Annotated in this window: 19 protein-coding genes and 1 riboswitch; of the genes, 15 read left to right on the top strand and 4 right to left on the bottom strand. The window is 62.1% G+C overall.

Features of this window, described 5'->3' with window-relative positions; genetic code table 11:
• Window position 1: 1 nt before the first annotated feature.
• Window positions 2-2,257 carry a hypothetical protein gene (locus tag ACTQ4R_RS10080; protein WP_441628291.1) on the bottom strand — a complete coding sequence of 752 codons (2,256 nt, stop codon included), beginning with the start codon at window positions 2,255-2,257 and terminating at the stop codon, window positions 2-4.
• 161 nt (window positions 2,258-2,418) lie between these two features.
• Here ACTQ4R_RS10080 and ACTQ4R_RS10075 point away from each other — a divergent pair, with 161 nt between their 5' ends.
• Window positions 2,419-3,003 carry a TetR/AcrR family transcriptional regulator C-terminal domain-containing protein gene (locus ACTQ4R_RS10075; protein ID WP_441628289.1) on the top strand — a complete coding sequence of 195 codons (585 nt, stop codon included), beginning with the start codon at window positions 2,419-2,421 and terminating at the stop codon, window positions 3,001-3,003.
• Window positions 3,004-3,054: 51 nt separating this feature from the next.
• Here the strand turns inward: ACTQ4R_RS10075 and ACTQ4R_RS10070 are convergent, their stop codons facing one another.
• A complete protein-coding gene (locus ACTQ4R_RS10070; protein ID WP_441628287.1) occupies window positions 3,055-3,981 on the bottom strand; it encodes a sugar phosphate isomerase/epimerase family protein in 927 nt (308 codons plus the stop codon).
• A gap of 159 nt (window positions 3,982-4,140) precedes the next feature.
• Between ACTQ4R_RS10070 and ACTQ4R_RS10065 the strand changes: the two genes are divergently transcribed.
• Window positions 4,141-4,563 (top strand): HIT family protein, encoded by a 423-nt coding sequence (locus tag ACTQ4R_RS10065; RefSeq protein WP_441628285.1) that lies wholly within the window; start codon window positions 4,141-4,143, stop codon window positions 4,561-4,563.
• A 151-nt stretch (window positions 4,564-4,714) separates the two neighbouring features.
• Window positions 4,715-6,454, top strand: coding sequence for a pyruvate kinase (gene pyk / locus ACTQ4R_RS10060; protein WP_441628283.1), 1,740 nt, complete (start codon window positions 4,715-4,717; stop codon window positions 6,452-6,454).
• Between the two features lie 45 nt (window positions 6,455-6,499).
• Here pyk and mgtE read toward each other — a convergent pair whose 3' ends face one another.
• On the bottom strand, window positions 6,500-7,873 hold the full coding sequence (gene mgtE, locus ACTQ4R_RS10055; RefSeq protein ID WP_441628317.1) for a magnesium transporter: 1,374 nt from the start codon (window positions 7,871-7,873) through the stop codon (window positions 6,500-6,502).
• 105 nt (window positions 7,874-7,978) lie between these two features.
• Window positions 7,979-8,140: riboswitch (M-box (ykoK) riboswitch) on the bottom strand.
• 171 nt (window positions 8,141-8,311) lie between these two features.
• On the opposite strand from mgtE, the gene ACTQ4R_RS10050 reads away from it, so the two are divergent.
• The 11 genes from ACTQ4R_RS10050 to udp all read left to right on the top strand — a co-directional run bounded on the left by ACTQ4R_RS10050 (window position 8,312) and on the right by udp (window position 21,462).
• Window positions 8,312-8,986, top strand: a complete 675-nt coding sequence (locus ACTQ4R_RS10050; protein WP_441628281.1) for a JAB domain-containing protein — start codon at window positions 8,312-8,314, stop codon at window positions 8,984-8,986.
• Between the two features lie 113 nt (window positions 8,987-9,099).
• Window positions 9,100-11,070 (top strand): excinuclease ABC subunit UvrB, encoded by a 1,971-nt coding sequence (uvrB, locus tag ACTQ4R_RS10045; RefSeq protein WP_441628279.1) that lies wholly within the window; start codon window positions 9,100-9,102, stop codon window positions 11,068-11,070.
• 210 nt (window positions 11,071-11,280) lie between these two features.
• Window positions 11,281-11,664, top strand: a complete 384-nt coding sequence (locus tag ACTQ4R_RS10040; RefSeq protein ID WP_441628277.1) for an MmcQ/YjbR family DNA-binding protein — start codon at window positions 11,281-11,283, stop codon at window positions 11,662-11,664.
• Between the two features lie 5 nt (window positions 11,665-11,669).
• The gene (gene ybaK / locus ACTQ4R_RS10035) at window positions 11,670-12,155 is read left to right on the top strand and encodes a Cys-tRNA(Pro) deacylase (protein ID WP_441628275.1); all 486 of its coding nucleotides are present in this window, start codon (window positions 11,670-11,672) and stop codon (window positions 12,153-12,155) included.
• A 132-nt stretch (window positions 12,156-12,287) separates the two neighbouring features.
• A complete protein-coding gene (gene uvrA / locus ACTQ4R_RS10030; RefSeq protein WP_441628273.1) occupies window positions 12,288-15,116 on the top strand; it encodes an excinuclease ABC subunit UvrA in 2,829 nt (942 codons plus the stop codon).
• A 31-nt stretch (window positions 15,117-15,147) separates the two neighbouring features.
• Window positions 15,148-15,753: a GNAT family N-acetyltransferase gene (locus ACTQ4R_RS10025; RefSeq protein ID WP_441628271.1), complete on the top strand. Its 606-nt coding sequence runs from the start codon at window positions 15,148-15,150 to the stop codon at window positions 15,751-15,753.
• Window positions 15,754-15,809: 56 nt separating this feature from the next.
• Entirely contained in the window at window positions 15,810-16,709 is a 900-nt protein-coding gene (gene era / locus ACTQ4R_RS10020; protein WP_441628269.1) for a GTPase Era, read from the top strand.
• Window positions 16,710-16,919: 210 nt separating this feature from the next.
• Window positions 16,920-17,696, top strand: a complete 777-nt coding sequence (recO, locus tag ACTQ4R_RS10015; RefSeq protein WP_441628267.1) for a DNA repair protein RecO — start codon at window positions 16,920-16,922, stop codon at window positions 17,694-17,696.
• A gap of 48 nt (window positions 17,697-17,744) precedes the next feature.
• On the top strand, window positions 17,745-20,138 hold the full coding sequence (locus ACTQ4R_RS10010) for an endonuclease MutS2 (RefSeq protein WP_441628265.1): 2,394 nt from the start codon (window positions 17,745-17,747) through the stop codon (window positions 20,136-20,138).
• A 9-nt stretch (window positions 20,139-20,147) separates the two neighbouring features.
• Window positions 20,148-20,624, top strand: coding sequence for a GNAT family N-acetyltransferase (locus tag ACTQ4R_RS10005; protein ID WP_441628263.1), 477 nt, complete (start codon window positions 20,148-20,150; stop codon window positions 20,622-20,624).
• A gap of 64 nt (window positions 20,625-20,688) precedes the next feature.
• A complete protein-coding gene (gene udp, locus ACTQ4R_RS10000; protein WP_441628261.1) occupies window positions 20,689-21,462 on the top strand; it encodes a uridine phosphorylase in 774 nt (257 codons plus the stop codon).
• Between the two features lie 67 nt (window positions 21,463-21,529).
• Here udp and ACTQ4R_RS09995 read toward each other — a convergent pair whose 3' ends face one another.
• Window positions 21,530-22,351: a mechanosensitive ion channel family protein gene (locus ACTQ4R_RS09995; protein ID WP_441628259.1), complete on the bottom strand. Its 822-nt coding sequence runs from the start codon at window positions 22,349-22,351 to the stop codon at window positions 21,530-21,532.
• A gap of 294 nt (window positions 22,352-22,645) precedes the next feature.
• On the opposite strand from ACTQ4R_RS09995, the gene ACTQ4R_RS09990 reads away from it, so the two are divergent.
• Window positions 22,646-24,067, top strand: a complete 1,422-nt coding sequence (locus tag ACTQ4R_RS09990) for a Na+/H+ antiporter NhaC family protein (RefSeq protein WP_441628257.1) — start codon at window positions 22,646-22,648, stop codon at window positions 24,065-24,067.
• The last annotated feature ends 67 nt before the right edge of the window (window positions 24,068-24,134 follow it).

Raw genomic sequence — 24,134 nt, 5'->3', positions numbered from 1 at the left:
CTCAGCGGAAGATGCCGGTGATGGCCGCCCAGAAGTCCTTGAACATCTGGGCGATCCGGCCCCAGAAGGTGCTGTTGTCCGCGGCGGCTTTAACGGCCTCCTCCGTCTCTTCCTCCTCCGCCTTGATCTCCTGGGTGCGGATGACCACCTGGATGCTCTGTGGCGCGGGATTGTCCGGGGAGGTCAGGGACACGGTCACGGCGTTGGCGTCCATGTTCAAAAGGTTGTCGATGTTGCCGGTGTGCTCGTTCCAGGTGTCCTCAATGATGGAGCTGATATTGGCCTTGGCGTCCTTGACGTCATTGGTGGTGGAGAGGCTGCGGGCGGCCTGCCGCAAAGCGGCGGCCAGGCCGGAAAGGGTCTGCTTCGTGCCGGCGTCCAGCTGGATGCCGGAGGTTTTCAGCAGGGCCTCCGCGTCGGCTGCCAGCTGCTCGCTGTCCCGGACCGTGGCGGCGGCGGTGACGCTCAGGTCCTCCAGGGTCTTGAGGGATTCTTGAGCGGTGGGCTCGTAGTCGTTGAGGATGGTTCGCAGCTCATCGGTGCTGTCCAGGATGCTGCGCAGCCTCTTGGAGCTGTGGCGGATGGCGGCGGAGAGGTCGCCGGCGTCCTCCAGCAGGTCCGTCAGCTCATCCATGTCATCGCACAGGTTCGCCAGCTTGCCCACCACGGCGGCGGTGGGGCCGGCGATTTTCTCCATGGCGTCGCTGACGCCGCTGGTGGTGGTATTCAGCTGGTCCAGCAGGTCGTCGATGGTGTCGGAGTGGTCCAGCAAAAACTCGAAGGCTTCCGGGTCCGGAGCCCAGGACTCATAGATGGCGGCAAGCCCCTTGGCGGTCTGGCTGCCGACGCTGTCCAAAAACGCCTGGCGGTACCGGCCGTAGTCGGGCGTTTCCTCCGTAATGCTGTGCTCAGCGGCGTACTGCTGCCACAAGACCTCGCAGGCGTACTCATAGAAGCTGTTCTTGCCGCTTTCCCGGTATCCCGGCTCCATGGCCTCCACATTGGGCAGGTTCTTCCGGATGGCGTCAATGTCCTGGCCCGCCAGGGGGGACTGGACGGAGGGAATGCGGTCGATGCTCTCCAGGGCGCTTTTCAGCTTGTTGAGGCTGCTTTTCATGTTGGCGGCGTCCTGGATCAGCTGGCGCACATCGTCGCTGTCCTCCAGGTTTTCCAGGGCGTCCTCCATGTCCTCCAGCTGGCTCCGCAGGTCCAGGGCGGTGTCCGTCATGGTGTTCAGCACCGCCTTGGCGTCTGTGACGGTCTTGCTGGCGGCCTCCACCTGCTCCGCCACCGGGTCCAGCAGGGCGGCGATGCCCCTCAGGTCCTCCCGGAGGGCGTCGGTGCCGTCGTAGACGGTCCCCTTGCCGGCGGAGATGGTGCCCCGGGCCTGGTTCAGCTGGTCCAGGCCATCGGCGGTGGCGTAGAGGCTGCCCTCCATGCCGCCGAAGGCGTCCAGCAGGGTATCCAGGCTGTCGGAGAGCTTGTGGTAGTCCTCCTCCAGCTCATCCTTGCGGTCGCTGAGCTTGGAGATCTCCTCCAGCTGGCTGAGGGTGGCCGGCACCATCAAAAATGTCATGCCGCCGAAGGAGAAGTCCTCGGCGCCCACCCGGATGGCGAAGTGCTGCTCCTCGCCAGGGAAGGCCAGAAACAGTACCGCCCGCAGGTTACCAATCAGCTGCACCTGGGCGCCGGGTGCCTCCAGGGACAAAATGTCGTCCTGGTTGAACAGGGCCATGGCCTCCAACGTGTAGTTGTTCTTGGCGTATTCGCTGGCGTTTTCGTTGGGAATGGCGTCCACCAGGATCTCCACCACGCCGGTCTTGCCCGGCAGGTCCTCGGCCCGGGTGGGTACGCCGTTGAGGGTGTAGTGGATGGACAGCGTCCAGGGCAGGGTCTCGAAGGGCTGCGCCGTCTTGCCCTCAAAATAAAAGTGGGTGGGGGCGCTGTCACCGGCGAAGCGGAAGGTGGTGGTGCCGCTCTGCACCGTGGGCTCCGTGTGGTCCGTCAGGTTCACCACCTGGTCGTATGTACCGTGGTCCGTCACCGTGTCGGCGCCGTTGAGTACGTAGCTTTTCACCACGCTGCCCTCCGTCAGGTTGCCGTAGTAGTCCAGGGTGGCGTAATAGGCCTCGTCATAGGTGGGTGCCACGCCGTCGCCGATGGGCTCCGCCGCCGCGGCGGGCACCACGCAGGCACCGGCCAGAGCCAGCGCGGTGGCCAGAGCCAACGGGCGGTGGGAATGGGAACTGTGGCTCATAAAAATGCTCCTCTCAATAATCAACAAATGTTGAATAATAAAAAGTTGTTGATTTATTTTTCGGGAGTGATTATAATACAGACAGAGGAAAAAAACAAGGGACACATTCCGGCTTTTGTCTAAAGCAGCGGGGGGAGGTGTCCGAAAGGAGAGACAGTGCTATGGAAAAACGCTCGGAGGACCGCCGCTCCCGCCGGTCCCGGCGCCTGCTGAAGGAGGGCCTTCTGCAGCTGATGCAGGAAAAGCGCTTTTCGGAGATCACCGTCCGGGACATCACGGAGCGGATGGACTTGAACCGGGGGACCTTTTACCTGCACTATCCGGACACGGCGGCCCTGCTGCAGAGCGTGGAGGAGGATATGCTGGCGGAGGCCCAGGTCTTGGTGGACGCCCACATGGCGGAGAGCACGGCGGAGCGGACGCTGCGGCCGGTGCTGCTGCCTATTTTGGACTATGTGGTGGAGCACCGGACCACCATCGGAACGCTGCTGGACAGCGCTGCCGCCGGCGGCTTTGTGGACCGGCTCCAGGAGCTTATTTACCGCAACGGCGCCCGGCTGACGGCGGCCTGGTTCCGGGATGTTTCCCCTGAAAATCTGGACTACCTCATGAGCTTCATCACCTACGGCCTCATCGGCCTTGTGAAGGAGTGGTTCGGACGGGATATGGACCTGCCCGGAGAAGAGCTGGTGTCCATGGCGGACCGGCTGGTGCAGCGGGCGGCGGAGGCGCTGCTGCAGCCATGAAAAAAAGGACTGTTCTGAATGAACAGTCCTTTTTATATATGTAGGAAACGCTCAGACAATGACACGGTGCAGCAGGGCGGAGGCCTGCTCCAGGGCGTCCATGACGGGGATGGTGTAGTCCTCCTGCTCAATGCTCAAGGCGCCGTCATACCCGGCGGAGCGGAGGGCCTCCACGAACCGGCGCCACCAGGATTCGTCGTGACCGGTGCCGGGGGTGACGAAGTTCCAGGAGCGGGTCTTGTATTCCAGTACGCCCTTGGTATCCAGCATGGTATTCACGGCGCTGGCAGGTTCGGTCCGCACGTCTTTGATGTGGACGTGGTAAATGCAGTCGGACAGGGCGTCGATCATGGCCAGGGGATCGCCGCCCATCCAGAACAGGTGACTGGGGTCCATGTTCACGCCCACGGTCATGCCCACGGCAGCCTGGAGGCGCCGCAGGTTCTCCACATTGTTCACCAACTGCCAGCCGTGGAACTCCAAAGCGATGCGCTCCACGCCGTGGCTCCTGGCCTGGGCCACCAGCTTTTCCCACTGGGGAATGGCTACCTCCCACTGGTAGCGGAGGATGTCCTCTGTTTCAGGAGGCCAGCTGGTCACCACCCAGGTGGGCATTTTGTCCCCCTCACAGCCGCCGGGCAGGCCGCTCATCATGACCACGGTCTTGAGGCCCAGCTGCTCCGACAGCAAAAAGGTCTTTTCCGCCACGGCCCGGTCCCTCTCGCCCTTTTCGCCGGGGAACAGGGGGTTCCCGGAGCAGTTGAGGGCCGAGATGGTGAGGCCGTTGGCATCCAGTGTGTCCAGCAGCTCCCGGCGCTTGCCGGCGTCGGCGGTCAAGGTGTCCAGGTCGATGTGGGGAGCGGGGGACCAGTTGCCGCAGCCCAGCTCCACCTGCTCCAGCCCCAGCTTCCGGCACACGGCCGCCGCCTCCGGGAAGGAAAGATGGGCCAGACTGTCTGTTACCAAACCTAATTTCATGGGAAAGACCCTCCTTGCATCATGTTTTTTCCAGCTTACCACATCCCGGTCCAAAAATCCACAGAGAACCGCTTTGATTTTTCTTGACGAAAAACCGCCGGCGGTTGTATGGTAAGAAAAAGGGGCTTATCCCCAATCCGGAATCAGGAGGAAAATGACATGGGTTGTTTTTACTGTGACGAACACCACGAGGGCCGGGAGGCCATTATGTACAAGGTGGGCCAGATGAAGGCCGGCACGCTGTATCTGTTTAAGGACCAGGCTCACAAGGGCCGCTGTGTGCTGGCGCTGAAAAACCACCGCCGGGAGCTGTGGGAGTGCGAGCCCCAGGAGCGGGCGGATTTCGCCGAGGACCTGGCCCGGGCCTCCAAGGCCATCCAGGACCTGTGGGGCTGCACGAAGCTGAACCTGGCCTCCTTCGGCGACGCCAATCCTCATCTCCACTTCCACATCGTGCCCAAGTACGAGGGCGGCTTTGAGTTTGGCGGCGGCTTTGAGATCACCAACCCCCAGCCGGTGCACCTGGCGGAGGAGGAGTACCAGAGCATGATCGCGGAATTGAAAGAAAAACTGGGTATCTAATCGTTTAGCTTTCAAAGTGCGGCAGAAATGCCGCACTTTTTTCTGGCAGCTTTACGCAAATTTTTGCGTGATTCCTCTTTTCTGGGGGCGGCATCTGTGGTAGAATGCTATTCGGTGAAATTTGTTCCTTTCAAGAAAGGTGGTAATAAATATGAGAAAAACCAAGATCGTCTGTACTCTGGGACCCGCCACGGACCGGGAGGGTGTTTTGCGGGAGATGCTGCTCTCCGGCATGAACGTGGCCCGCTTCAACTTTTCCCACGGTGACCACGCCGGCCACAAGGCCCGGTTGGACACGCTGAAGGCGCTGCGGAAGGAACTGGACCTGCCTGTGGCCGCCATGCTGGACACCAAAGGCCCCGAGGTGCGGCTGAAAAGCTTCAAGGACGGCTCTGTGGAGCTGAAGGAGGGCTCTGAGTTTACCCTGTGCACCAACGAGGTGGAGGGCGACGAGACCCGCTGCTCCATCACCTATAACGACCTGCCCGGCGATGTGAAGGCCGGGGACGCCATCTTGCTGGACGACGGCCTGGTCCGCATGACCGTGCTGGAGACCACGCCCACCACCATCCGCTGCAAGGTGCTCAACAGCGGCGTCATGAAAAATAACAAGGGCGTCAATATCCCCGGCGTCCGCCTGTCCATGCCCTATGTGAGCCAGCGGGACCGGGAGGATATCCTCTTCGGTATCCGGGAGGGCTTTGACTATATTGCCGCCAGCTTTGTCCGCACCGCCGCGGACATTCGGGAGCTGCGGCAGATCCTGGACCAGAATAACTCCCACATCCGCATCATCGCCAAGATCGAGAACCGGGAGGGCGTCAGCAACCTGGCGGACATCCTGGCCGTGGCCGACGGCATCATGGTGGCCCGGGGCGACATGGGCGTGGAGATCGACTTCACGGAGATCCCCGTTATTCAAAAGGACATGATCGCCCAGTGCGTGGCCTGCGGCAAGCCGGTCATCACCGCCACCCAGATGCTGGACTCCATGGTGGAAAATCCTCGCCCCACCCGGGCGGAGATCACCGACGTGGCCAACGCCATTTACGACGGCACCTCCGCCATCATGCTCTCCGGCGAGACCGCCGCGGGCAAGTACCCGGTGGAGGCGGTGCGCACCATGGACGCCATCGCCCTGCGGACGGAGGCCAACATCGACCGGGCCAAGCCGTTGAAGGTCTCCGGCAAGGAGCGGCTGTCCATCACCACCGCCATGGCCCACGCCGCCTGTACCACCGCCATGGACATCGGCGCCGACGCCATCCTCACCGTCAGCCAGCGGGGCGTCACCGCCCAGATGGTCAGCCGCTTCCGGCCCCAGACCACCGTGGTGGCCCTGCTGCTGGACGAGCAGGTCCGCCGGCAGATGAGCCTGTACTGGGGCGTGGAGGCCATCATGATGCCCTATGCCAGCAGTTCTGACGAGCTGGTGGATTTTGCCGTGGAGGCGGCGGAGAAGGCCGGAATCGTGAAAAACGGCGATCTGGTGGTGGTCACCGCCGGCGTGCCCGTGGGCGTGGCCGGCACCACCAATATGATCCGCGTCAAGCAGGTGGGCGGCTCCCTCATCAACGCCACCGGCATCGGCGGCAAGAAGGCCAGCGGCCGCCTGTGCGTGTGCCGGGTGCTGGACGATGTGGCGGAGAAGTTCCGCCCCGGTGATGTGCTGGTGGTGCCCTATACCACCAACGCCCTGCTGCCCTACATCCGCGAAGCCGCCGCCGTCATCACGGAGGAGGCCAGCGCCGACTGCCACACCGCCACCGTGGGCCTTACCCTGGACAAGCCCGTCATCGTGGGAGCGGTAGACGCCACCCGCCGCCTGACGGACGGCCTGCGGGTGTCCGTGGACTGCGGCCGCGGCGTGGTCCAGACCCTGCCGGAATAAGAAAAGCAAAAACAACCCCCGCCCATTGGCGGGGGTTGTTTTGGTTCAAACGCCCAAAATCAGGGAGGCGAACTGGAAGTAGATCAAAAGGGACAGGGAGTCCACAATGGTGGAGATGAAGGGAGAGGCCATGACGGCGGGGTCAAAGCCCACCTTTTCCGCCAGGATGGGCAGGGAGCAGCCCACCAGCTTTGCCACCATCACCGTGCCGATGAGGGTGGCGCACACCACCAGAGCCACCGTGGGGGTGACGGTGGGGTTGTGGAGCAGCCACCGGTCCACCAGCATCATTTTTATGAAGTTGGCTGCCGCCAGACACAATCCGCAGCAGATGGACACCCGGAACTCCTTCCACAGCACCCGGACCAGGTCCGAGAACCGCACCTCCCCCAGGGACAGGGCGCGGATGACGGCGGTGGAGGCCTGGGTGCCGCTGTTGCCGCCGGTGCCGGAGAGCATGGGGATGAAGGAGGTGAGGATGGCACAGGAGGCCAGGGCGCTTTCAAAGTGGGTGAGGATGATGCCGGTGAAGGTGGCGGAGAGCATCAGCACCAGCAGCCAGGGGGTGCGGGCCTTCCAGGTCTCCAGAGGGCCGGTTTTCAGATAGGGCTTGTCAGAGGGCAGAATGGCGGCCATCTTCTCGATATCCTCGGTGACCTCCTCCTGCAGAACGTCCATGGCGTCGTCCACGGTGACGATACCCACCAGACGGTTTTCCGTGTCCACCACGGGAAGGGCCAGAAAGTCGTATTTGCTCAAGGCCCGGGCGGTGGATTCCTGGTCATCCAGGGTCTGGACGGAGATGAAGTTGCGCTCCATGATGTCGCCGATGATGTCGTCGTCATCCGCCAGCAGCAGCGTCCGGATGGACAGCAGGCCGATGAGGTGGCGCCCCTCGTCGATGACGTAGCAGACGTTGATGGTTTCCTTGTCGGGGCCGGTGCGGCGGATGCGCTTGAGGGCGGCCTCCACCGTCATGTCCTCTTTCAGGTCCACAAACTCCGTGGTCATGATGCTGCCGGTGGAGTCGTCGGGGTACTTGAGGATCTCGTTGATGCTCTTGCGCATCTCCGGGTCGGAGTGCTTGAGGATGCGCTTGACCACGTTGGCGGGCATCTCCTCCACAATGTCAACGGTATCGTCCAGATACAGCTCGTCCAGCACTTCCTTCAGCTCCGTGTTGGAAAAGCTCTGGATCAGCAGCTCCTGCTGGTCGGAATCCAGCTCCACGAATACCTCCGCCGCCAGCTCCTTGGGCAGCAGGCGAAAAACCAGAGCCACCTTTTCATCCAGCTCGCCGCACAAGGCGGCGATGTCCGCCGCCTCCATGGGCAAAAGGAGGTCCCGCAGGTCCGCGTATCGTTTTCGGGCGATATACTCCTCGATCTTCTCCAGCAGCTCTTCCCGGTTTTCTTCCAGCTCAAACACGCCGCGCGTCCTCCTTTCCGGTTTCAGTGAAAAAATAAATTCCCTGCTCGCCCGGAACGGTGCGACCAGAGAATGTCCCTTTCCCGGAGGACCTGCGCCCTCCGCCACCGTTCAAGCTTTAGCCTCACAAGGCGGTGAAATCGCGTTAGATGATACCTTCGTGTTCGATATCGCCTGTTCAAACCAACTCATGATGTCTCCATCACTCCGCGGCAGCGATCCATATCCCTGTGGTAGCCTTACCTACCGGACGATATGTAATTTTTTGTTTTCTTCGTTTATATTATGCCAAAAAATTACGGCTGTCAACCCGAAGGACGGCTGATTTGGAATTTCCCGGCCCGAAAACCGCTTGTCGCCTGTGGGGCGGCGTGGTATAATAGGACATTCCGAAGAAATTGCGGCTTGGAGGAAGGGCGGGAGGCGCGCATGGGTATTCACGACGGACACAGAGAGAAGATGCGGCAGCGCTTTTTAAGCGGCGGACTGGACCATTTCGCGGACCATGAGGCCCTGGAGCTGCTGCTGTATTACGCCATCCCCCGGCGGGACACCAACCCCATCGCCCACGCCCTCATGGAGCGGTACGGCTCCCTGCCGGCGGTGCTGGCCGCCCCGGCGGAGGACCTCGAGAAGGTGGACGGCATCGGGGAAAACGCCGCGGTGCTTTTGAAGCTGGTGCCCCAGCTGTACCGCAAGGCCCGGCTGGCGGAGGCGGAGCAGGAGACGGTCCTCAACTCTTCGGAGCGGGCCGGCGCGTATCTTCTGGAGCGGTTCGTCGGCGAGACCCATGAGGTGGTCTACGCCCTGTACCTGGACCGGAAGGGCAAGCTCATCGCCTGCCGTCACCTGGGGGAGGGCGGCATCTCCTCCGCCGGGCTGGACATCCGCCGGCTGTTGGAGCAGGCACTGCTGACCTCCGCCAGCGCCGTGATCCTCTCCCACAACCACCCCAGCGGCGTGGCGCTGCCCTCGCCGGATGACTATGTTGCCACAGACCGGGCAAAATCAGCATTGCAGAGCATCGGCGTCCAGCTGGCGGACCACATCATCGTGGCGGACAACGACTTCGTGTCCATGGCCGACAGCGGGTATCTGCTTTGAACCGCCCCGGCTTTTGCCGAAGCGGGAAGAACAAGTATCGAACATATGTTGCATTCAAAAGGCGGCTATGGTATCATAAATGCGCAAACAAATAAGCTGCTTGGGAGGACGACATGCCAAAATTTCAAGTCGTTTCTGAATACCAGCCCTCCGGCGACCAGCCGCAGGCCATCGCGGCGCTGGCGGAGGGGATCGAAAACGGACTGAAGGAGCAGGTGCTGCTGGGCGTCACCGGCTCCGGCAAGACCTTCACCATGGCCAAGGTCATCGAGCAGGTGCAGCGCCCCACCCTGGTGCTGGCCCACAACAAGACCCTGGCGGCCCAGCTGTGCGCGGAGTTCAAGGAGTTTTTCCCCAACAACGCCGTGGAGTATTTTGTGTCCTATTACGACTATTACCAGCCGGAGGCCTATATCCCCCATACGGACACCTACATTGCCAAGGACGCCTCCACCAACGACGAGATCGACCGGCTGCGTCTGTCCGCCACCTGCGCCCTGCTGGAGCGGCGGGACGTGATCGTGGTGTCCTCCGTCTCCTGCATCTACGGCCTGGGCGAGCCGGATGACTTTGCCAAAATGGTGGTATCTTTGCGGGTAGGCGCCCAGTGGGACCGGGACGAGCTGCTGCGGCGCCTGGTGGAGATCCGCTACGAGCGCAACGACATCGCCTTCGAGCGGAACATGTTCCGGGTCCGGGGCGACACGGTGGAGATCTACCCCGCCTACTATAAGGACAAGGCCATCCGGGTGGAGTTCTTCGGGGATGAGATCGACCGCATCAGCGAGATCACGCCTCTGACCGGCGCGGTGAACCGGGTGCTGAACCACATCGCCATCTATCCCGCCAGCCACTATGTCACCACCAAGGGCAAAATGGACCGGGCCATCGGCGAGATCCGCCGGGAGCTGGAGGAGCAGGTGAAGGTATTCACCGACAACGACCAGCTGGTGGAGGCCCAGCGCATCCGCCAGCGGACAGAGTACGATATGGAGATGATGGCGGAGCTGGGCTATTGCTCCGGTATCGAGAACTACTCCCGCATCATTTCGGAGCGGCCCGCCGGGTCCGCCCCCATGACGCTGCTGGACTTCTTCCCGGATGACTTTTTGCTGTTTGTGGACGAATCCCACGTAACACTGCCCCAAGTGCGGGCCATGTACAACGGCGACCGTGCCCGGAAGGATTCCTTGGTGAAGTACGGCTTCCGCCTCCCTTGCGCCTACGATAACCGCCCGCTGAAGTTCGAGGAGTTTGAGGAGCGCATCGGCCAGGCGGTGTTCGTCTCCGCCACGCCGGGACCCTATGAGCGGGAGCGGGCGGACCAGGTGGTGGAGCAGGTCATCCGCCCCACGGGCCTGCTGGACCCCCGGGTGGAGGTGCGTCCCGTCACCGGGCAGATCGACGACCTCATGGAGGAGATCAACGCCCGGGCCAAGCGGAACGAGCGGGTGCTGGTGACCACCCTCACCAAGAAGATGGCCGAGGATCTGACGGAGTTTTTCAAAAACGCCGGCATCCGGGTGCGGTATATGCACTCCGACGTCCAGACCATCGAGCGGATGGAGATCATCCGGGACCTGCGGTTGGGCGAGTTCGACGTGCTGGTGGGCATCAACCTCCTGCGGGAGGGCCTGGACCTGCCGGAGGTGAGCCTGGTGGCGGTGCTGGACGCCGACAAGGAGGGCTTCCTCCGCAGCGAGACCAGCTTGATCCAGACCATCGGCCGCGCCGCCCGAAACGCCGAGGGCCTCGTGATCCTGTACGCCGATGAGATCACCCCCTCCATGCGGGCGGCTATGGATGAAACAGCGCGCCGCCGCACCATCCAGGACGCCTTCAATCAAGAACACGGCATCGTGCCCAAGACCATCATCAAGGGGGTCCGGGAGGTGCTGGAAATTTCCAAGACGGCGGAGAGCGGCACCGGCGGCAAGGGGAAGAAGCGCAAGCTCACCGACCAGGAGCGGGCCGCGGAGATCGCCAAGCTGGAAAAGGAAATGAAAGAGGCCAGCAAGATGTTGGAGTTCGAGTACGCGGCGGTGCTGCGGGACCGCATCATCGAGCTGCGGGGTGAGAAATAGCCTCTTTCATTTCCGAGATCAATTAAACAGAAGGGCTCCCGCGCGAGCCCAACGAAGTGGGTCGCGTGGGAAAAGGAGCGGCAGCGAAATGAGAGAGCTTTCGGCGCAGCCGGAAGCGAGGGATATGGAGCTTGCCGCGACGCGATGCTGGAGTTCGAGTACGCGGCGGTGCTGCGGGACCGCATCATCGAGCTGCGGGGTGAGAAATAAATGCGATACGAATGGTTGGACGAATACCTCCTCTCCCTTCCGGGGGCGGAGAAGGATTACAAGCCCGAGTGGGGCTGGTTCCGATACATGGTCCAGGGGAAGCTGTTTGCCGCCGTCTGCTCTCCGGGACCGGAGCACAAAACCTACGGCGGCCACGACCTGGTGAACTTGAAATGCGACCCGCAGCGCTCCGAGCTGCTGCGGGCGCAGTACCCGGACATTCTGCCGGGCTTTTACTCTGACAAGCGCACCTGGATCGCCTGCTTTTTGGACGGCGCCCTGCCGGATGCGCTGCTGCGGGAGCTGTGCGGAGCGTCTCACCGCCTGGTGGTGGAGAAACTGCCCAAATATGTACAAAGAGAACTCATGGAAAACAGAGGATGAATACAATGGCAAAGCACAAGGAAGAAAAAACAAACGTCATGCGGGTCCTGGACCAGAAAAAAATCCCCTACACGGCCCATACCTACCCTGCCGACGGTCCCATTGACGGCGTCAGCGTGGCGGGCTATCTGGGACAGGACGTGGAACGGGTGTTCAAAACCCTGGTGACCAAGGGGAGCACCGGGGCATACTACGTATTCGACATCCCCGTGGCGGAGAACCTGGACCTGAAAAAGGCCGCCAAAGCGGTGGGAGAGAAGTCCATCGCCATGCTGCCCCAGAAGGACTTGCTGCCCCTCACCGGCTACGTCCACGGCGGCTGCAGCCCCGTGGGGATGAAGAAGCAGTTCCCCACGGTGTTCCACGAAACGGCCGTCCTGTACGATACCATCTGCGTCTCCGCCGGCAAGGTGGGCGCCCAGGTGGAGCTGGCGCCCCAGGCGCTGCTGGACCTGCTGGGGGCTTCCGCGGCGGATGTCACTGTGGAGTGAGCAGCGGGACTCCCGCTGAGGAGGTACAACATGAAGCTGATCACTGAACTGGTGGTCTCCCTCATCATCGTGTGGGGATGGTGCCAGGAGGAAACATACAGATAATCTCTGACAAGGAGACGCAATACGCATATGCAGGATAAAATTATCGTCAAGGGAGCCCGGGCCAACAACCTCAAAAATATCGATGTCACCATCCCCCGGGACAAGCTGGTGGTGATGACGGGCCTCTCCGGCTCCGGCAAGTCCTCCCTGGCCTTCGACACCATTTATGCCGAGGGCCAGCGGCGGTACGTGGAGAGCCTTTCCTCCTATGCCCGGATGTTTCTGGGTCAGATGGACAAGCCGGATGTGGACTATATCGAGGGACTTTCTCCGGCCATCTCCATCGACCAGAAGACCACCAGCAAAAACCCCCGGTCCACCGTGGGCACGGTGACGGAGATCTATGACTACCTCCGGCTGCTGTGGGCCCGGGTGGGCACGCCCCACTGCCCCAAGTGCGGCAAGGTCATCCGCCAGCAGACCATCGACCAGATCATCGACCAGGTGCTCTCCCTGCCGGAGGGCACCCGCATCCAGGTGATGGCCCCCGTCGTCCGGGGCAAAAAGGGCGAGCACCAGAAGGTGTTCGAGGATGCCAAGCGCTCCGGCTACGTCCGGGTGCGGGTGGACGGGAACCTGTACGAGCTGGACGAGGAGATCAAGCTGGAGAAAAACAAAAAGCACAGCATCGAGATCGTCATTGACCGCCTCATCATCCGGCCGGACATCCAGCAGCGGCTGACGGACAGCGTGGAGACCGCCTCCGGCCTTTCCGGTGGATTGGTGGTGGTGAACCTGCTGCGGGAGGAACAGGACCTGGTGTTCTCCCAGAACTACGCCTGCGAGGACTGCGGCATCTCCATCGAGGAGCTGACGCCCCGGATGTTCTCCTTCAACAACCCCTACGGCGCCTGCCCCACCTGCACGGGCCTGGGCAGCCAGCTGAAGGTGGACCCCGCCCTGGTGGTGGAGAACGAGGAGCTTTCCTTGATGGAGGGGGCCATCACCGCCTCCGGCTGGAACAACATCCGCTCCGACGGCATCTCCCGCATGTATTTCGACGCCCTGTCCCAGAAGTACCACTTTAAGCTGACCACTCCCTGGAAGGACCTGCCCGACGAGGTCAAGCAGGTCATCCTGTACGGGACCAACGGGGAAAAGCTGGAGCTCCACTATGACCAGCCCAGGGGCAAGGGCGTGCTGTACCAGCCCTTCGAGGGCATCTGCAATAACCTTCAGCGCCGCTATATGGAGACCCAGAGCGACTCTGTGAAGCGGGAGCTGGAGGAGAGCATGAGCGAGTGCCCCTGTCCGGAGTGCAAGGGGCGGCGGCTGAAAAAGGAATCCCTGGCGGTGACGGTGGGGGACAGGGCCATCGATGAGCTGACCCGCCTTTCCGTGCTGGACGAGCTGGAGTGGGTGGATCATCTGGAGCTGACGGACCAGCAGCACCTCATCGCCGACCGTATTTTAAAGGAGATCCGCTCCCGGCTGGGCTTCCTGCGGTCCGTGGGCTTGGGCTATCTGACCCTCAGCCGCAGCGCAGCCACCCTCTCCGGCGGCGAGAGCCAGCGCATCCGACTGGCCACCCAGATCGGCTCCAGCCTCATGGGCGTCCTTTATATCCTGGACGAGCCCTCCATCGGTCTCCACCAGCGGGATAACGACAAGCTGCTGGACACCCTGCGCTCCCTGCGGGACCTGGGCAACACGCTTTTGGTGGTGGAGCATGACGAGGATACCATGCGGGCCGCCGACTATCTCATCGACATCGGCCCCGGCGCCGGCGTCCACGGCGGCGAAGTGGTGGCCGCCGGCACGCCGGAGGAGGTCATGGCCAATCCAAACTCCCTAACGGGCCAGTACCTGTGCGGCAAGAAAAAAATTCCCGTGCCCCAGTCCCGGCGCCCCGGCAGCGGAAAGCTTTTAAAGGTGGTGGGCGCCGCCGAGAACAACCTCCGGGGCATCGACGTTGCCTTCCCCCTGGGTACGTTCACGGTGGTCACCGGCGTGTCCGGCAGCGGCAAGAGCTCTCTGGTCAATGAAATTTTGTTCAAGCGTCTGGGAGCGGACCTCATGCGGATGAAAACCCGCCCCGGCAAGTGTGAGCGCATCGAGGGCATCGAGTATTTGGACAAGGTGGTCAACATCGACCAGAGCCCCATCGGCCGGACGCCCCGGTCCAATCCGGCCACCTACACCGGCCTGTTCAACGACATCCGGGACCTGTTCGCCTCCACCCAGGAGGCCAAGAGCCGGGGCTACGGCCCGGGCCGCTTCTCCTTCAACGTCCGGGGCGGACGGTGCGAGGCCTGCTCCGGCGACGGCGTTTTAAAAATCGAGATGCACTTCCTGCCGGACATTTTCGTCCCCTGCGAGGTGTGCAAGGGACGCCGCTACAACCGGGAGACCCTGGAGGTCCGCTACAAGGGGAAAAATATTGCCGAGGTCCTGGATATGACCGTGGACGAGGCGGTGGAGTTCTTCTCCGCCCTGCCCAAGCTCAGCAAGCGGCTGCAGACCCTCCAGGACGTGGGCCTGGGCTATGTGAAGCTGGGCCAGCCCTCCACGGAGCTGTCCGGCGGCGAGGCCCAGCGGGTGAAGCTGGCCACGGAGCTTTCCAAGCTGGCCACCGGCAAGACCATCTATATTCTGGATGAGCCCACCACCGGCCTCCACGCCGACGATGTGCGCAAGCTTCTGGAGGTCCTCCAGAGGCTGGTGGACGCCGGGAACACCGTGGTGGTCATCGAGCACAACCTGGATGTCATCAAGTGTGCCGATTGGCTCATCGACCTGGGCCCCGAGGGGGGCGACGGCGGCGGCACCATCGTCTGCACCGGAACGCCGGAGACCGTGGCCGCCTGCGCGGCAAGCTATACCGGACAGTATCTCAAGCGGGTGCTGGAGCGGTGAATGTGCGAATCTGACGGAGGAGGCGATACCAGTGGCGAACATCAGAGCCTTTCAAAAGCAGGATACGGCCCGAGTGATCTCCACTATGGCCGGAGCCTTTGCGGATGACCCGCTGTACCGGTATTTTATCCCTGAGGATGCGGCCCGGGAGCGCTTTTTGAAAAAATTCATGGCTTTCCGTCTGCGGTACGGATGCAGATACGGCAATGTCCTGGTGGCCGACGGAGGTGTGGGCGTGGCGGTATTCCTCAAGCCCGGCCATAACATGGGGCCGGCAGACCTGCTGCTTTGCGGCGGGCTGCAGGCCATGCTGCTGTGCACAAAGGAACAGCGTGAGCGGATCATGAGGGCCAACAGCTTTGCAGATGCCATAGCGGCCCAGACGGTGGGGGAACCCTGCTGGCATCTCTCTCCCATTTGCGTGGACCCCGCTTTTCAGGGAAAGGGCATCGGCAAAGCCCTGATGGCCCATGGCCTCGCGCAGATACAAGAACTGTCCCAGCCCTGTTATCTGGAAACACAGTCGGCCGCCAATGTGGCTTTCTATCGCTCCTGCGGTTTTTCGGAGGTGTCCCGCACACCAGCCCCCGGGACCGGGGTGGACCACTGGGGTATGCTGTGGGAACCACACATTTAATTCCCGGCAAACAGCCGGAACATTTTATTGCTTAACAAGAAAGTTGAGGATCACCTATGTCTGAAATCAAAAATGTCGCCATGATCACGGTCTGCGGACGGCCCAACGTGGGCAAGTCCAGCCTGACCAACGCCCTGGTGGGGGAAAAGGTAGCCATCGTTTCCAACAAGGCCCAGACCACCCGGAACCGCATCTACGGCGTGGTGAACCGGGAGGACACCCAGTATATCCTGCTGGATACCCCGGGCCTTCACAAGCCCAAGTCCGCCCTGGGGGACTATATGGTGAAGGTCGTCACCTCCAGCCTCAGCGACGTGGACTGCGCACTGCTGCTGGTGGAGCCCATCGCCCATGTGGGTGCTCCGGAGCTGGCCCTCATCCGCCGCATCCAGGAGGAGCACCTGCCCGCCATCCTCTGCATCAACAAGATCGACACCGTGGAGCCGGCGGAGCTTCTGCCGGTCATCGCCGCCTACAACGAGGCCTGGGACGGCTTCGACGCCATCATCCCCATCTCCGCCCACACCGGCAGCGGCCTGGACGACCTCATGCATGAGCTGCGCAAATACGCCAGCGAGGGCCCCCAGCTGTTCCCGGACGGAGAGGTCAGCGACCAGCCGGAGCGGCAGATCATGGGCGAGCTCATCCGGGAAAAGCTGCTGCTGTGCCTGGACAAGGAGATCCCCCACGGCACCGCCGTGGAGATCACGAAGTTCTCTGAGCGGGATTCCGGCGTCATCGACGTGGACGCCACCATCTACTGCGAAAAGGCCAGCCACAAGGGCATCATCATCGGCAAGCAGGGGGCCATGCTGAAAAAGATCAGCTCCCTGGCCCGGGCGGACATGGAAAAATTCATGGGTACCAAGGTGTATCTGGAGACCTGGGTGAAGGTGAAGGAGAATTGGAGAGATAACGTCAACTACGTGCGCAGCTTCGGCTACCACGACGACTGATATTTCCAGGCATCAAATTCGACTTTTTTCGCAGACTATTCCCAAAAGGAGGTCTGCGTATGGAAGCCGAACCTTTCTGGGAGCTGTTCTGCATGACCGGGGAGCCGCTGGCCTATATGCTCTACCGGAACTTGGAGGAGGCGGAGGACCAGCTGCCGCCCGGCTTGTAAGCACCGGGGGCGCCGGCCCCCGTACATAGGTGGTGAGCACATGGCGGGAACGCCGTACATTGTCACCCGGGGCATCGTCCTGCGGGAGACCGAGACAAAGGAAGCCGACAAGATCCTGACCCTTCTGACAGAGGACCGGGGCAAGGTCTCCGTCATCGCCCGGGGCGTCCGGCGGAAAAGCTGCCGCTACGCCGCCTGCGCCCAGCCGCTGGTGTGGTCGGAGTGGACGCTGTACCAAAAGGGAGACTGGTATTACGCCAACGATGGCTCCACCATTGAGCTGTTCAACGGCCTTCGGACAGACCTGGACGCCATGGCCCTGGGATTTTATTTTGCCGAGCTGACGGAGACCGTCACCGCGGAGGACACGGTGTCCGGCGACCTGCTGCGCCTCCTTCTGAATGGCCTGTATGCCCTGTCTGCCCTGCGCAAGCCGCCGGCGCTGGTGAAGCCGGCCTTTGAGCTGAAGCTCTTGTGCCTGGCGGGCTATGAGCCCCTGGCGGACGGCTGCGCCTGGTGCGGCTGTCCCGACCCGGAGCAGCCTCTGCTGGACGTGGTCCAGGGGGTGCTGCGGTGCCGGAGCTGCGGCGGGGGAGAGAGCGGCTTGTCCATGCCCCTTTGCCGGGACTCCCTGGCTGCGCTGCGGCACATCGTCTACGGAGACCCCAAGCGGCTGTATTCCTTCCGACTGGGGCCGGAGCCCCTGCGGCGGCTGGGAGACGCGGCGGAGGCCTTCGCGGCCGCCCAGCTGGAGCGGGGCTTCAAGACCCTGGATTTTTATAAGAGCCTCCAGCCGGTGGAAATCCCGCCAAAATGAGATACATTCTGTATAGTTTATGATAAATTATACGGAAAGGATAAGAATATGAGCGAGTTATTCGATAAATCCATCCGCACCCTGGAACTGCCCCGGGTGCTGCAATTGCTGTCTGACCAGGCGGTCAGCGCTGAGGCCAAGGCCAAGGCGCTGCGCATACGCCCGGAAACAGAGGCCGAGGAGGTTCTGCGGCTCCTGGACCAGACTGACGCGGCCCGGACCATGATCGGCCTCCACGGCAGCCCCTCTTTTTCCGGCGTCAAGCCGGTGGGAGAGGCCCTGGACCGGGCGGACCGGGGCGGCAGCTTGAATACGAAGGAGCTGCTGACCATCGCGGACCTCTTGACCGCCGCCCGGCGGGCCAAGGAGTATTTCAATGCCGACGCGGTGGAAAAGACCGCCATCGACCACCTGTTCCTCTCCCTCCATGGAAACCGCTTCCTGGAGGAGAAGATCAAGCGCTGCATTCCGGATGAGGACACCATCGCCGACGCGGCGTCCGCCGAATTGGCGGATATCCGCCGCCACATGCGGGCGGCCCAGGCCAAGAGCCGACAGATCCTGCAAAAAATCATCTCCTCTCCCACCTATGGGAAAATTTTGCAGGAGACCATCATCACCCAGCGGGACGGCCGCTTCGTGGTGCCGGTGAAGGCGGAGCACAAGGGCGACCTGCCGGGCCTGGTCCATGACATCTCATCCTCCGGCGCCACGCTGTTCGTGGAGCCCATGGGGGTGGTCCAGGCCAACAACGAGCTCATTGAGCTGGAGGCCAAGGAGCAAAAGGAGATCGAGCGCATCCTGGCGGAGCTCTCCGCGGAGGCGGCGGCCCACCGGGAGGACATCCAGTGGGACTACGACGCCCTGGTGCATCTGGATCTGATCTTCGCCCGGGGCCAGCTGAGCTATAAAATGGACGCTGTCCGTCCGGAGGTCCGGCGGGACGGCGCCATCCACCTGCGCCGCGCCCGGCATCCCCTGCTGGACCCCAAAAAGGCGGTGCCCATTGACATCCAGCTGGGAGACACCTTCGACACCCTGGTCATCACCGGTCCCAATACCGGCGGCAAGACCGTCAGCTTGAAGACCCTGGGCCTGCTGACCCTCATGACCCAATGCGGACTTCACATCCCCGTGGGGGACCGCAGCGCTGTTTCCGTCTATGAGCGGGTATTGGCGGATATTGGCGACGAACAGAGTGTCGAGCAGAATTTGTCTACTTTTTCGGCACATATGACTAATATTGTGGCTATTTTGGCGGAGGCTGACCGCCACAGCCTCATTCTCTTTGATGAGCTGGGGGCCGGTACGGACCCGGTGGAGGGGGCGGCGCTGGCCATCGCCGTCATCCAGCATGTCCGCCGCATGGGCGCCAGGGTGGCGGCCACCACCCACTACGCGGAGCTCAAGACCTTCGCCATGACCACAGCGGGGGTGGAGAACGCCTCCTGCGAGTTCAACGTGGAGACCCTCAGCCCCACCTACCGGCTGCTCATCGGCATCCCCGGCAAGTCCAACGCCTTCGCCATCTCCAAACGGCTGGGCCTGCCGGACGAAGTCATTGAGGCGGCCAAGGTCCAGATGAGCGGCGAGAGTGTCCGGTTCGAGGATGTGCTCACCCAGCTGGAGGCCAAGCGCCAGGCCCTGGAAAAGCGAGAGCAGGAGGCCAACCGCCTGTACCGGCAGCGGGAGGAGGATGCCCGCAAAGCCCGGGAGTTCCGGGAGCAGATGGAGCGGGCCAAGGAGAACGCCCGCAGCCGGGGCGAGGCGGAGGCCAAGCGCATCCTGCGGGACGCCCGCTCCGCCGCGGACGAGGTGTTCGCGGAGCTGGCGGAGATGCGAAAGCAGCAGGCCAAGGCGGAACGGACCATGAACGCCAACGAAGCCCGGGCGGAGCTGCGGCGGAAGCTGAACGAGGCGGAGGACGCCGTGTCCAAGCGGGACCAGCGCCAGGAGCCCATCCCCAAGCCCAGCCGTCCCATCCGGGAGGGGGACCTGGTGGAGATCCCCGGCGTCCGCACCCCGGCGGAGGTGGTGTCTGTCGGCAAGGACGGCACGCTGCAGCTGAAGTCGGGTATTTTGAAAATGAAAGCCAAGGCCGATGAGGTCCGTCTCATTGAGGACGACGAGCGGGCGGCAAAAAAGAAAAATCCCGCTGTCACTGTCCGCCAGAACGCGGACCGGGCGCTGCGGACCTCCGCCAGCCGGGAACTGGACATCCGGGGCATGGAGACCCTGGAGGCCGAGAGCGTGGTGGAAAATTTCCTCTCCGCCGCCGTCATGGGCCGGCTGGACACCGTCACCATCATTCACGGCAAGGGTACCGGCGCCCTGCGGAAGGCCGTCCACGACATTCTGCGCCGGAACAAGGCGGTGAAGAGCTTCCGCCTGGGCGTTTACGGCGAGGGCGAGAGCGGTGTCACTGTGGTGACACTGAAATAAGGAGAAGCTATGGAACTGACCTTTCGCTTCGCCCAGGAGGCGGATACGCCGCTGGTCCTGGATTTTATCAAAAAGCTGGCGGAGTATGAGCATCTGCTGGACCAGGTGGTGGCGGATGAGGCCATCTTGTCGGACCAGCTGTTTCAAAAGAGGAACGCGGAGGTGCTCTTCGCCCTGGAGGATGGGAAAGAGGTGGGCTTCGCCCTGTTCTTTCATAATTTTTCCACCTTTTTGGGCCGGGCCGGGCTGTACCTGGAGGACCTGTTCGTCCTGCCGGAGCACCGGGGCAAGGGGTACGGTAAGGCCATTTTCCGGAGGCTGGCCGCCATTGCCCGGGAGCGGGGCTGCGGCCGCATGGAGTGGTGGTGCCTGGACTGGAACACGCCCAGCATCGCTTTCTACAAGTCCCTGGGGGCGGAGCCCATGAGTGACTGGACTGTGTACCGTCTGACAGAGGAGACCCTGGAAAAGCTGGCGGAGGAGTGACGCCGTTGCGAAGCGGCGGAAAACCTGCTATACTATTTAAAAATAACTTGTGAGGTGGCCTGTTATGCAAGAGCTTGAGAAAATGTTCCACATCCACTGTGCTCCCGGCGACGTGGGCCGGTACTGCATCCTGCCCGGCGACCCGGGCCGGGTCCCTGCCATCGCGGCACTGTTTGACGATGCGAAACAGGTGGCCTATAACCGGGAGTTCAACGTCTGGACAGGCACGCTGCTGGGAGAGAAGGTGACCGCCTGCTCCACGGGCATCGGCGGTCCTTCCGCCTCCATCGCCATGGAGGAGCTCCACAAGTGCGGCGCAGACACGTTTATCCGCACCGGCACCTGCGGCGGCATCGACATCAGCGTCCAGTCCGGCGACATCGTGGTGGCCACCGGCGCCATCCGGTATGAGCATACCAGCCGGGAGTACGCACCCATTGAGTTTCCGGCGGTGGCGGATTTTGAGATCGCCGACTGTCTGGCCCGGGCCACCCGTTCCCTGGGCCTGCCGCTGCACACCGGCATCGTCCAGTGCAAGGACAGCTTTTACGGCCAGCACGACCCGGAGGCCTCTCCTGTGTATTACGAGCTGAAGGCCAAGTGGGACAGCTGGAAGCGCCTGGGCGTCAAGGCCAGCGAGATGGAATCCGCGGCGCTGTTCGTGGTGGCGGCGGCGCTGGGCTGCCGCTGCGGCTCCTGCTTCCATGTGGTGTGGAACCAGGAACGGGAGGCCGCGGGCCTGGACCAGAAGAAGAGCGAGGACACCTCCAACTCCGTCAAGGTGGCGGTGGAGGCGCTGAAGCTGCTCATCCAGGAGGACCGCAGGGCCGGCCGATAAAGGACCCCAGAAAAAAAGGGCGCCCCATCCCCGCCATTGGCGGGGATGGGGCGTCCTTTTCCGGCGGTCAGGTCCGGTCCTCCACGATATGCACATTGAGATGGTTGTAGGTCATCTCCACGCCGTGGTCCTCGAAGCCCTTGCGCAGGTGCTCGCCCAGGTCGAAGTACACGTCCCAATAATGCGCCGGCTCGGTCCAGCAGTAGACGGTGTATTCAATGGCGCTTTCACCGTAGTTGGTCAACCGCACGGTGGGAGCGGGCTGGGGGAGGATGTGCTCCGTCATGTCCAGTGCCTGGAAGCAGGCGGCCTTCACGGTATCTGTGGGAGCGTCATAGGAGGCGGTGACCTTCTGGATCACCCGGCGGCTTCCCATGACGGTGTAGTTGGTCATCTGGGAGCTGGCCAGCTCCTTGTTGGGCAGCATGACCAAGAGGCCATCGGGCGTCACCAGCTTTGTGTGGTTAAGGCCAATCTCCTCCACGGTGCCGGAGGTGCCGCCCACCTCCACAAAGTCGCCGATGGTGAAGGGGTGGGAGGATAGGATGACCAGCCCGCCGGCCACATTGCCCAGAATATCCTCGGCGGCCAGGGTGACACCCAAAGAGCCGACAGACAGCAGCGCCACCAGGGAGGTGATGGGGATGCCCAGGCTGTCCACCACAATGAGGGCGGTGACGATGTACAGCAGCAGCTTTGCGCCGGAGAGCAGGTATTTCTGTACCCGCAGGTCCAGCCGGGACCTGCCCAGCAGCTTCCGTGCCAGCTTCAGCAGAATGCGGACCAGCAGCAGGCATACCAAAAGCGTCAGTAAAGAGGTGAGGATCTTTCCCAGGGTCAGAGTACCCACGGTCAGATCCATCAGCCCGGAAAGATCAGTTCCAGTCATGGGGATTAAGCTCCTTTCATACTTTTATAATAAGTGACTTGAACACCATACCGAAAAAGAGGTGAAAAGTCAATGGCGCGGGAGCTTGAAAAGTTGGGAGGTTCGCTATGAAAAAAACGAGTTACTAGTATCAAAAAAAGTAATAGCTGATTATATAAGATTAATATTAACAGTCTCTTCCAAAAAATGATATACTTTTACACAGAGAAGAGAGAATTGACCCCGGCAAATCTGTGCAATTAGACTAAGAGAGAGGCGTATCAGCGGAGCGGATAAGAAAGAGGAGGAAAATTTATGGATCGTACCTTGAACAAAAAAGGCAGTGGCCTGGCACTCGTCCCGTTCCTGGTGTTCGTTGTGATTTACCTGGGCGCAGGCCTCATCCTGCAGAGCCAGGGCGTCGAAATGGCGTTTTACCAGTTCCCGTCTGTCACCGCTATGTTCATTGCCCTGCTGGTGGCTTTCGCCATGACCAAGGGCAACATCAACGAGCGTTTCCGTATCTTTGCCAAGGGCGCAGCCAACGAAGACGTCTTGACCATGCTGATCATTTATCTGCTGGCCGGCGCGTTCTCCAGTGTGGCCGCCTCCATGGGCGGACGTGACGCCACCGTCAACCTGGGCTTGAGCCTGATCCCCGTCCAGTTCTTGACCGCCGGCGTGTTCATCATCTCCGCCTTCATGGGCACCGCCACCGGTACGTCCATGGGCACCATCGGCGCCATCGTTCCCATCGCCGTCGGCGTGGCCGACAAGGGCGGCTTGAGCGTTCCCCTGGTGGTGGGCGCCTGTGTGGGCGGCGCCATGTTCGGCGACAACCTGTCCATGATCTCTGATACCACCATCGCCGCCACCCGCAGCCAGGGCTGCGAGATGCGTGATAAGTTCCGCGTCAACTTCTTCATCGCCCTGCCTGCCGCCCTCATCACCATCGTGATCCTGTTGGTCATGGGCCGGCCGGAAACCATGCCGGACATGGGCGTTCTGGAGTACAGCATCATCAAGGTCCTGCCTTACCTGCTGGTCTTGGTCCTGGCTCTGATCGGCATGAACGTGTTCCTGGTCTTGACCATCGGCATTTTCGCCGCCGGCATCGTGGGCCTGGCCACCGGCTCTTTGGATATCTTCGGCTTCGCCCAGAGCATCTGGGGCGGCTTCACCGGCATGAACGAAGTGTTCTTCCTGACCCTGTTCTGCGGCGGTATGTCCCAGATGGTCACCCACAACGGCGGCATTGTCTGGCTGATCGAAAAGCTCCGCAGCATGATGAAGAGCAACAAGTCCGCCCAGCTCGGCATTGCCGCGCTGGTATCCCTGGCTGACTGCGCCACCGCCAACAACACCGTGGCCATCGTCCTCAGCGGCAGCGTGGCCAAGGACATCAGCCATGAGTACAAGGTGGATCCCCGCCGCACCGCTTCCTTGCTGGACGTGTTCTCCTGCGTGTTCCAGGGCATCATCCCCTACGGCGCGCAGATCTTGACCGCCGCGGCTCTGACCTCCGCCTACGGCATTGCCATGAGTCCCACGGACATCATTCCCAGACTATGGTACTGCTGGATCCTGGCCATCGTGGGCATCCTGTCCATCTTCGTTCCCTTCGCCGACGGTATCTGCCGCAAGGACCCCTGGAACTGGGAGTATGATGTGGCCGAGTCCGGCGTGGCCGCCAAGAAGGCCGCTCTGGAAGCGGAGGCCGCTGAGCCCCAGGGCTGATTGGGAACATAGCATTCAAAAAGCTTACAGCGTACAAAAGAGAGCGCCGGTTCCGGCGCTCTCTTTT

It is taken from the genome of Dysosmobacter sp. Sow4_B12 (genome assembly GCF_052116665.1).
Taxonomy (GTDB): domain Bacteria; phylum Bacillota; class Clostridia; order Oscillospirales; family Oscillospiraceae; genus Oscillibacter.
Note: the sequence above shows the minus strand (reverse complement) of the source record. Positions and strands in the feature narration are given on the sequence as shown.

Excerpts from the sequence above, each read along its gene's own strand:
- ACTQ4R_RS10080 (WP_441628291.1), bottom strand. The coding sequence starts at position 2,257 with ATGAGCCACAGTTCCCATTCCCACCGCCCGTTGGCTCTGGCCACCGCG.
- ACTQ4R_RS10075 (WP_441628289.1), top strand. The coding sequence starts at position 2,419 with ATGGAAAAACGCTCGGAGGACCGCCGCTCCCGCCGGTCCCGGCGCCTG.
- ACTQ4R_RS10070 (WP_441628287.1), bottom strand. The coding sequence starts at position 3,981 with ATGAAATTAGGTTTGGTAACAGACAGTCTGGCCCATCTTTCCTTCCCG.
- ACTQ4R_RS10065 (WP_441628285.1), top strand. The coding sequence starts at position 4,141 with ATGGGTTGTTTTTACTGTGACGAACACCACGAGGGCCGGGAGGCCATT.
- pyk (WP_441628283.1), top strand. The coding sequence starts at position 4,715 with ATGAGAAAAACCAAGATCGTCTGTACTCTGGGACCCGCCACGGACCGG.
- ACTQ4R_RS10050 (WP_441628281.1), top strand. The coding sequence starts at position 8,312 with ATGGGTATTCACGACGGACACAGAGAGAAGATGCGGCAGCGCTTTTTA.
- uvrB (WP_441628279.1), top strand. The coding sequence starts at position 9,100 with ATGCCAAAATTTCAAGTCGTTTCTGAATACCAGCCCTCCGGCGACCAG.
- ACTQ4R_RS10040 (WP_441628277.1), top strand. The coding sequence starts at position 11,281 with ATGCGATACGAATGGTTGGACGAATACCTCCTCTCCCTTCCGGGGGCG.
- ybaK (WP_441628275.1), top strand. The coding sequence starts at position 11,670 with ATGGCAAAGCACAAGGAAGAAAAAACAAACGTCATGCGGGTCCTGGAC.
- uvrA (WP_441628273.1), top strand. The coding sequence starts at position 12,288 with ATGCAGGATAAAATTATCGTCAAGGGAGCCCGGGCCAACAACCTCAAA.
- era (WP_441628269.1), top strand. The coding sequence starts at position 15,810 with ATGTCTGAAATCAAAAATGTCGCCATGATCACGGTCTGCGGACGGCCC.
- recO (WP_441628267.1), top strand. The coding sequence starts at position 16,920 with ATGGCGGGAACGCCGTACATTGTCACCCGGGGCATCGTCCTGCGGGAG.
- ACTQ4R_RS10010 (WP_441628265.1), top strand. The coding sequence starts at position 17,745 with ATGAGCGAGTTATTCGATAAATCCATCCGCACCCTGGAACTGCCCCGG.
- ACTQ4R_RS10005 (WP_441628263.1), top strand. The coding sequence starts at position 20,148 with ATGGAACTGACCTTTCGCTTCGCCCAGGAGGCGGATACGCCGCTGGTC.
- udp (WP_441628261.1), top strand. The coding sequence starts at position 20,689 with ATGCAAGAGCTTGAGAAAATGTTCCACATCCACTGTGCTCCCGGCGAC.
- ACTQ4R_RS09995 (WP_441628259.1), bottom strand. The coding sequence starts at position 22,351 with ATGACTGGAACTGATCTTTCCGGGCTGATGGATCTGACCGTGGGTACT.
- ACTQ4R_RS09990 (WP_441628257.1), top strand. The coding sequence starts at position 22,646 with ATGGATCGTACCTTGAACAAAAAAGGCAGTGGCCTGGCACTCGTCCCG.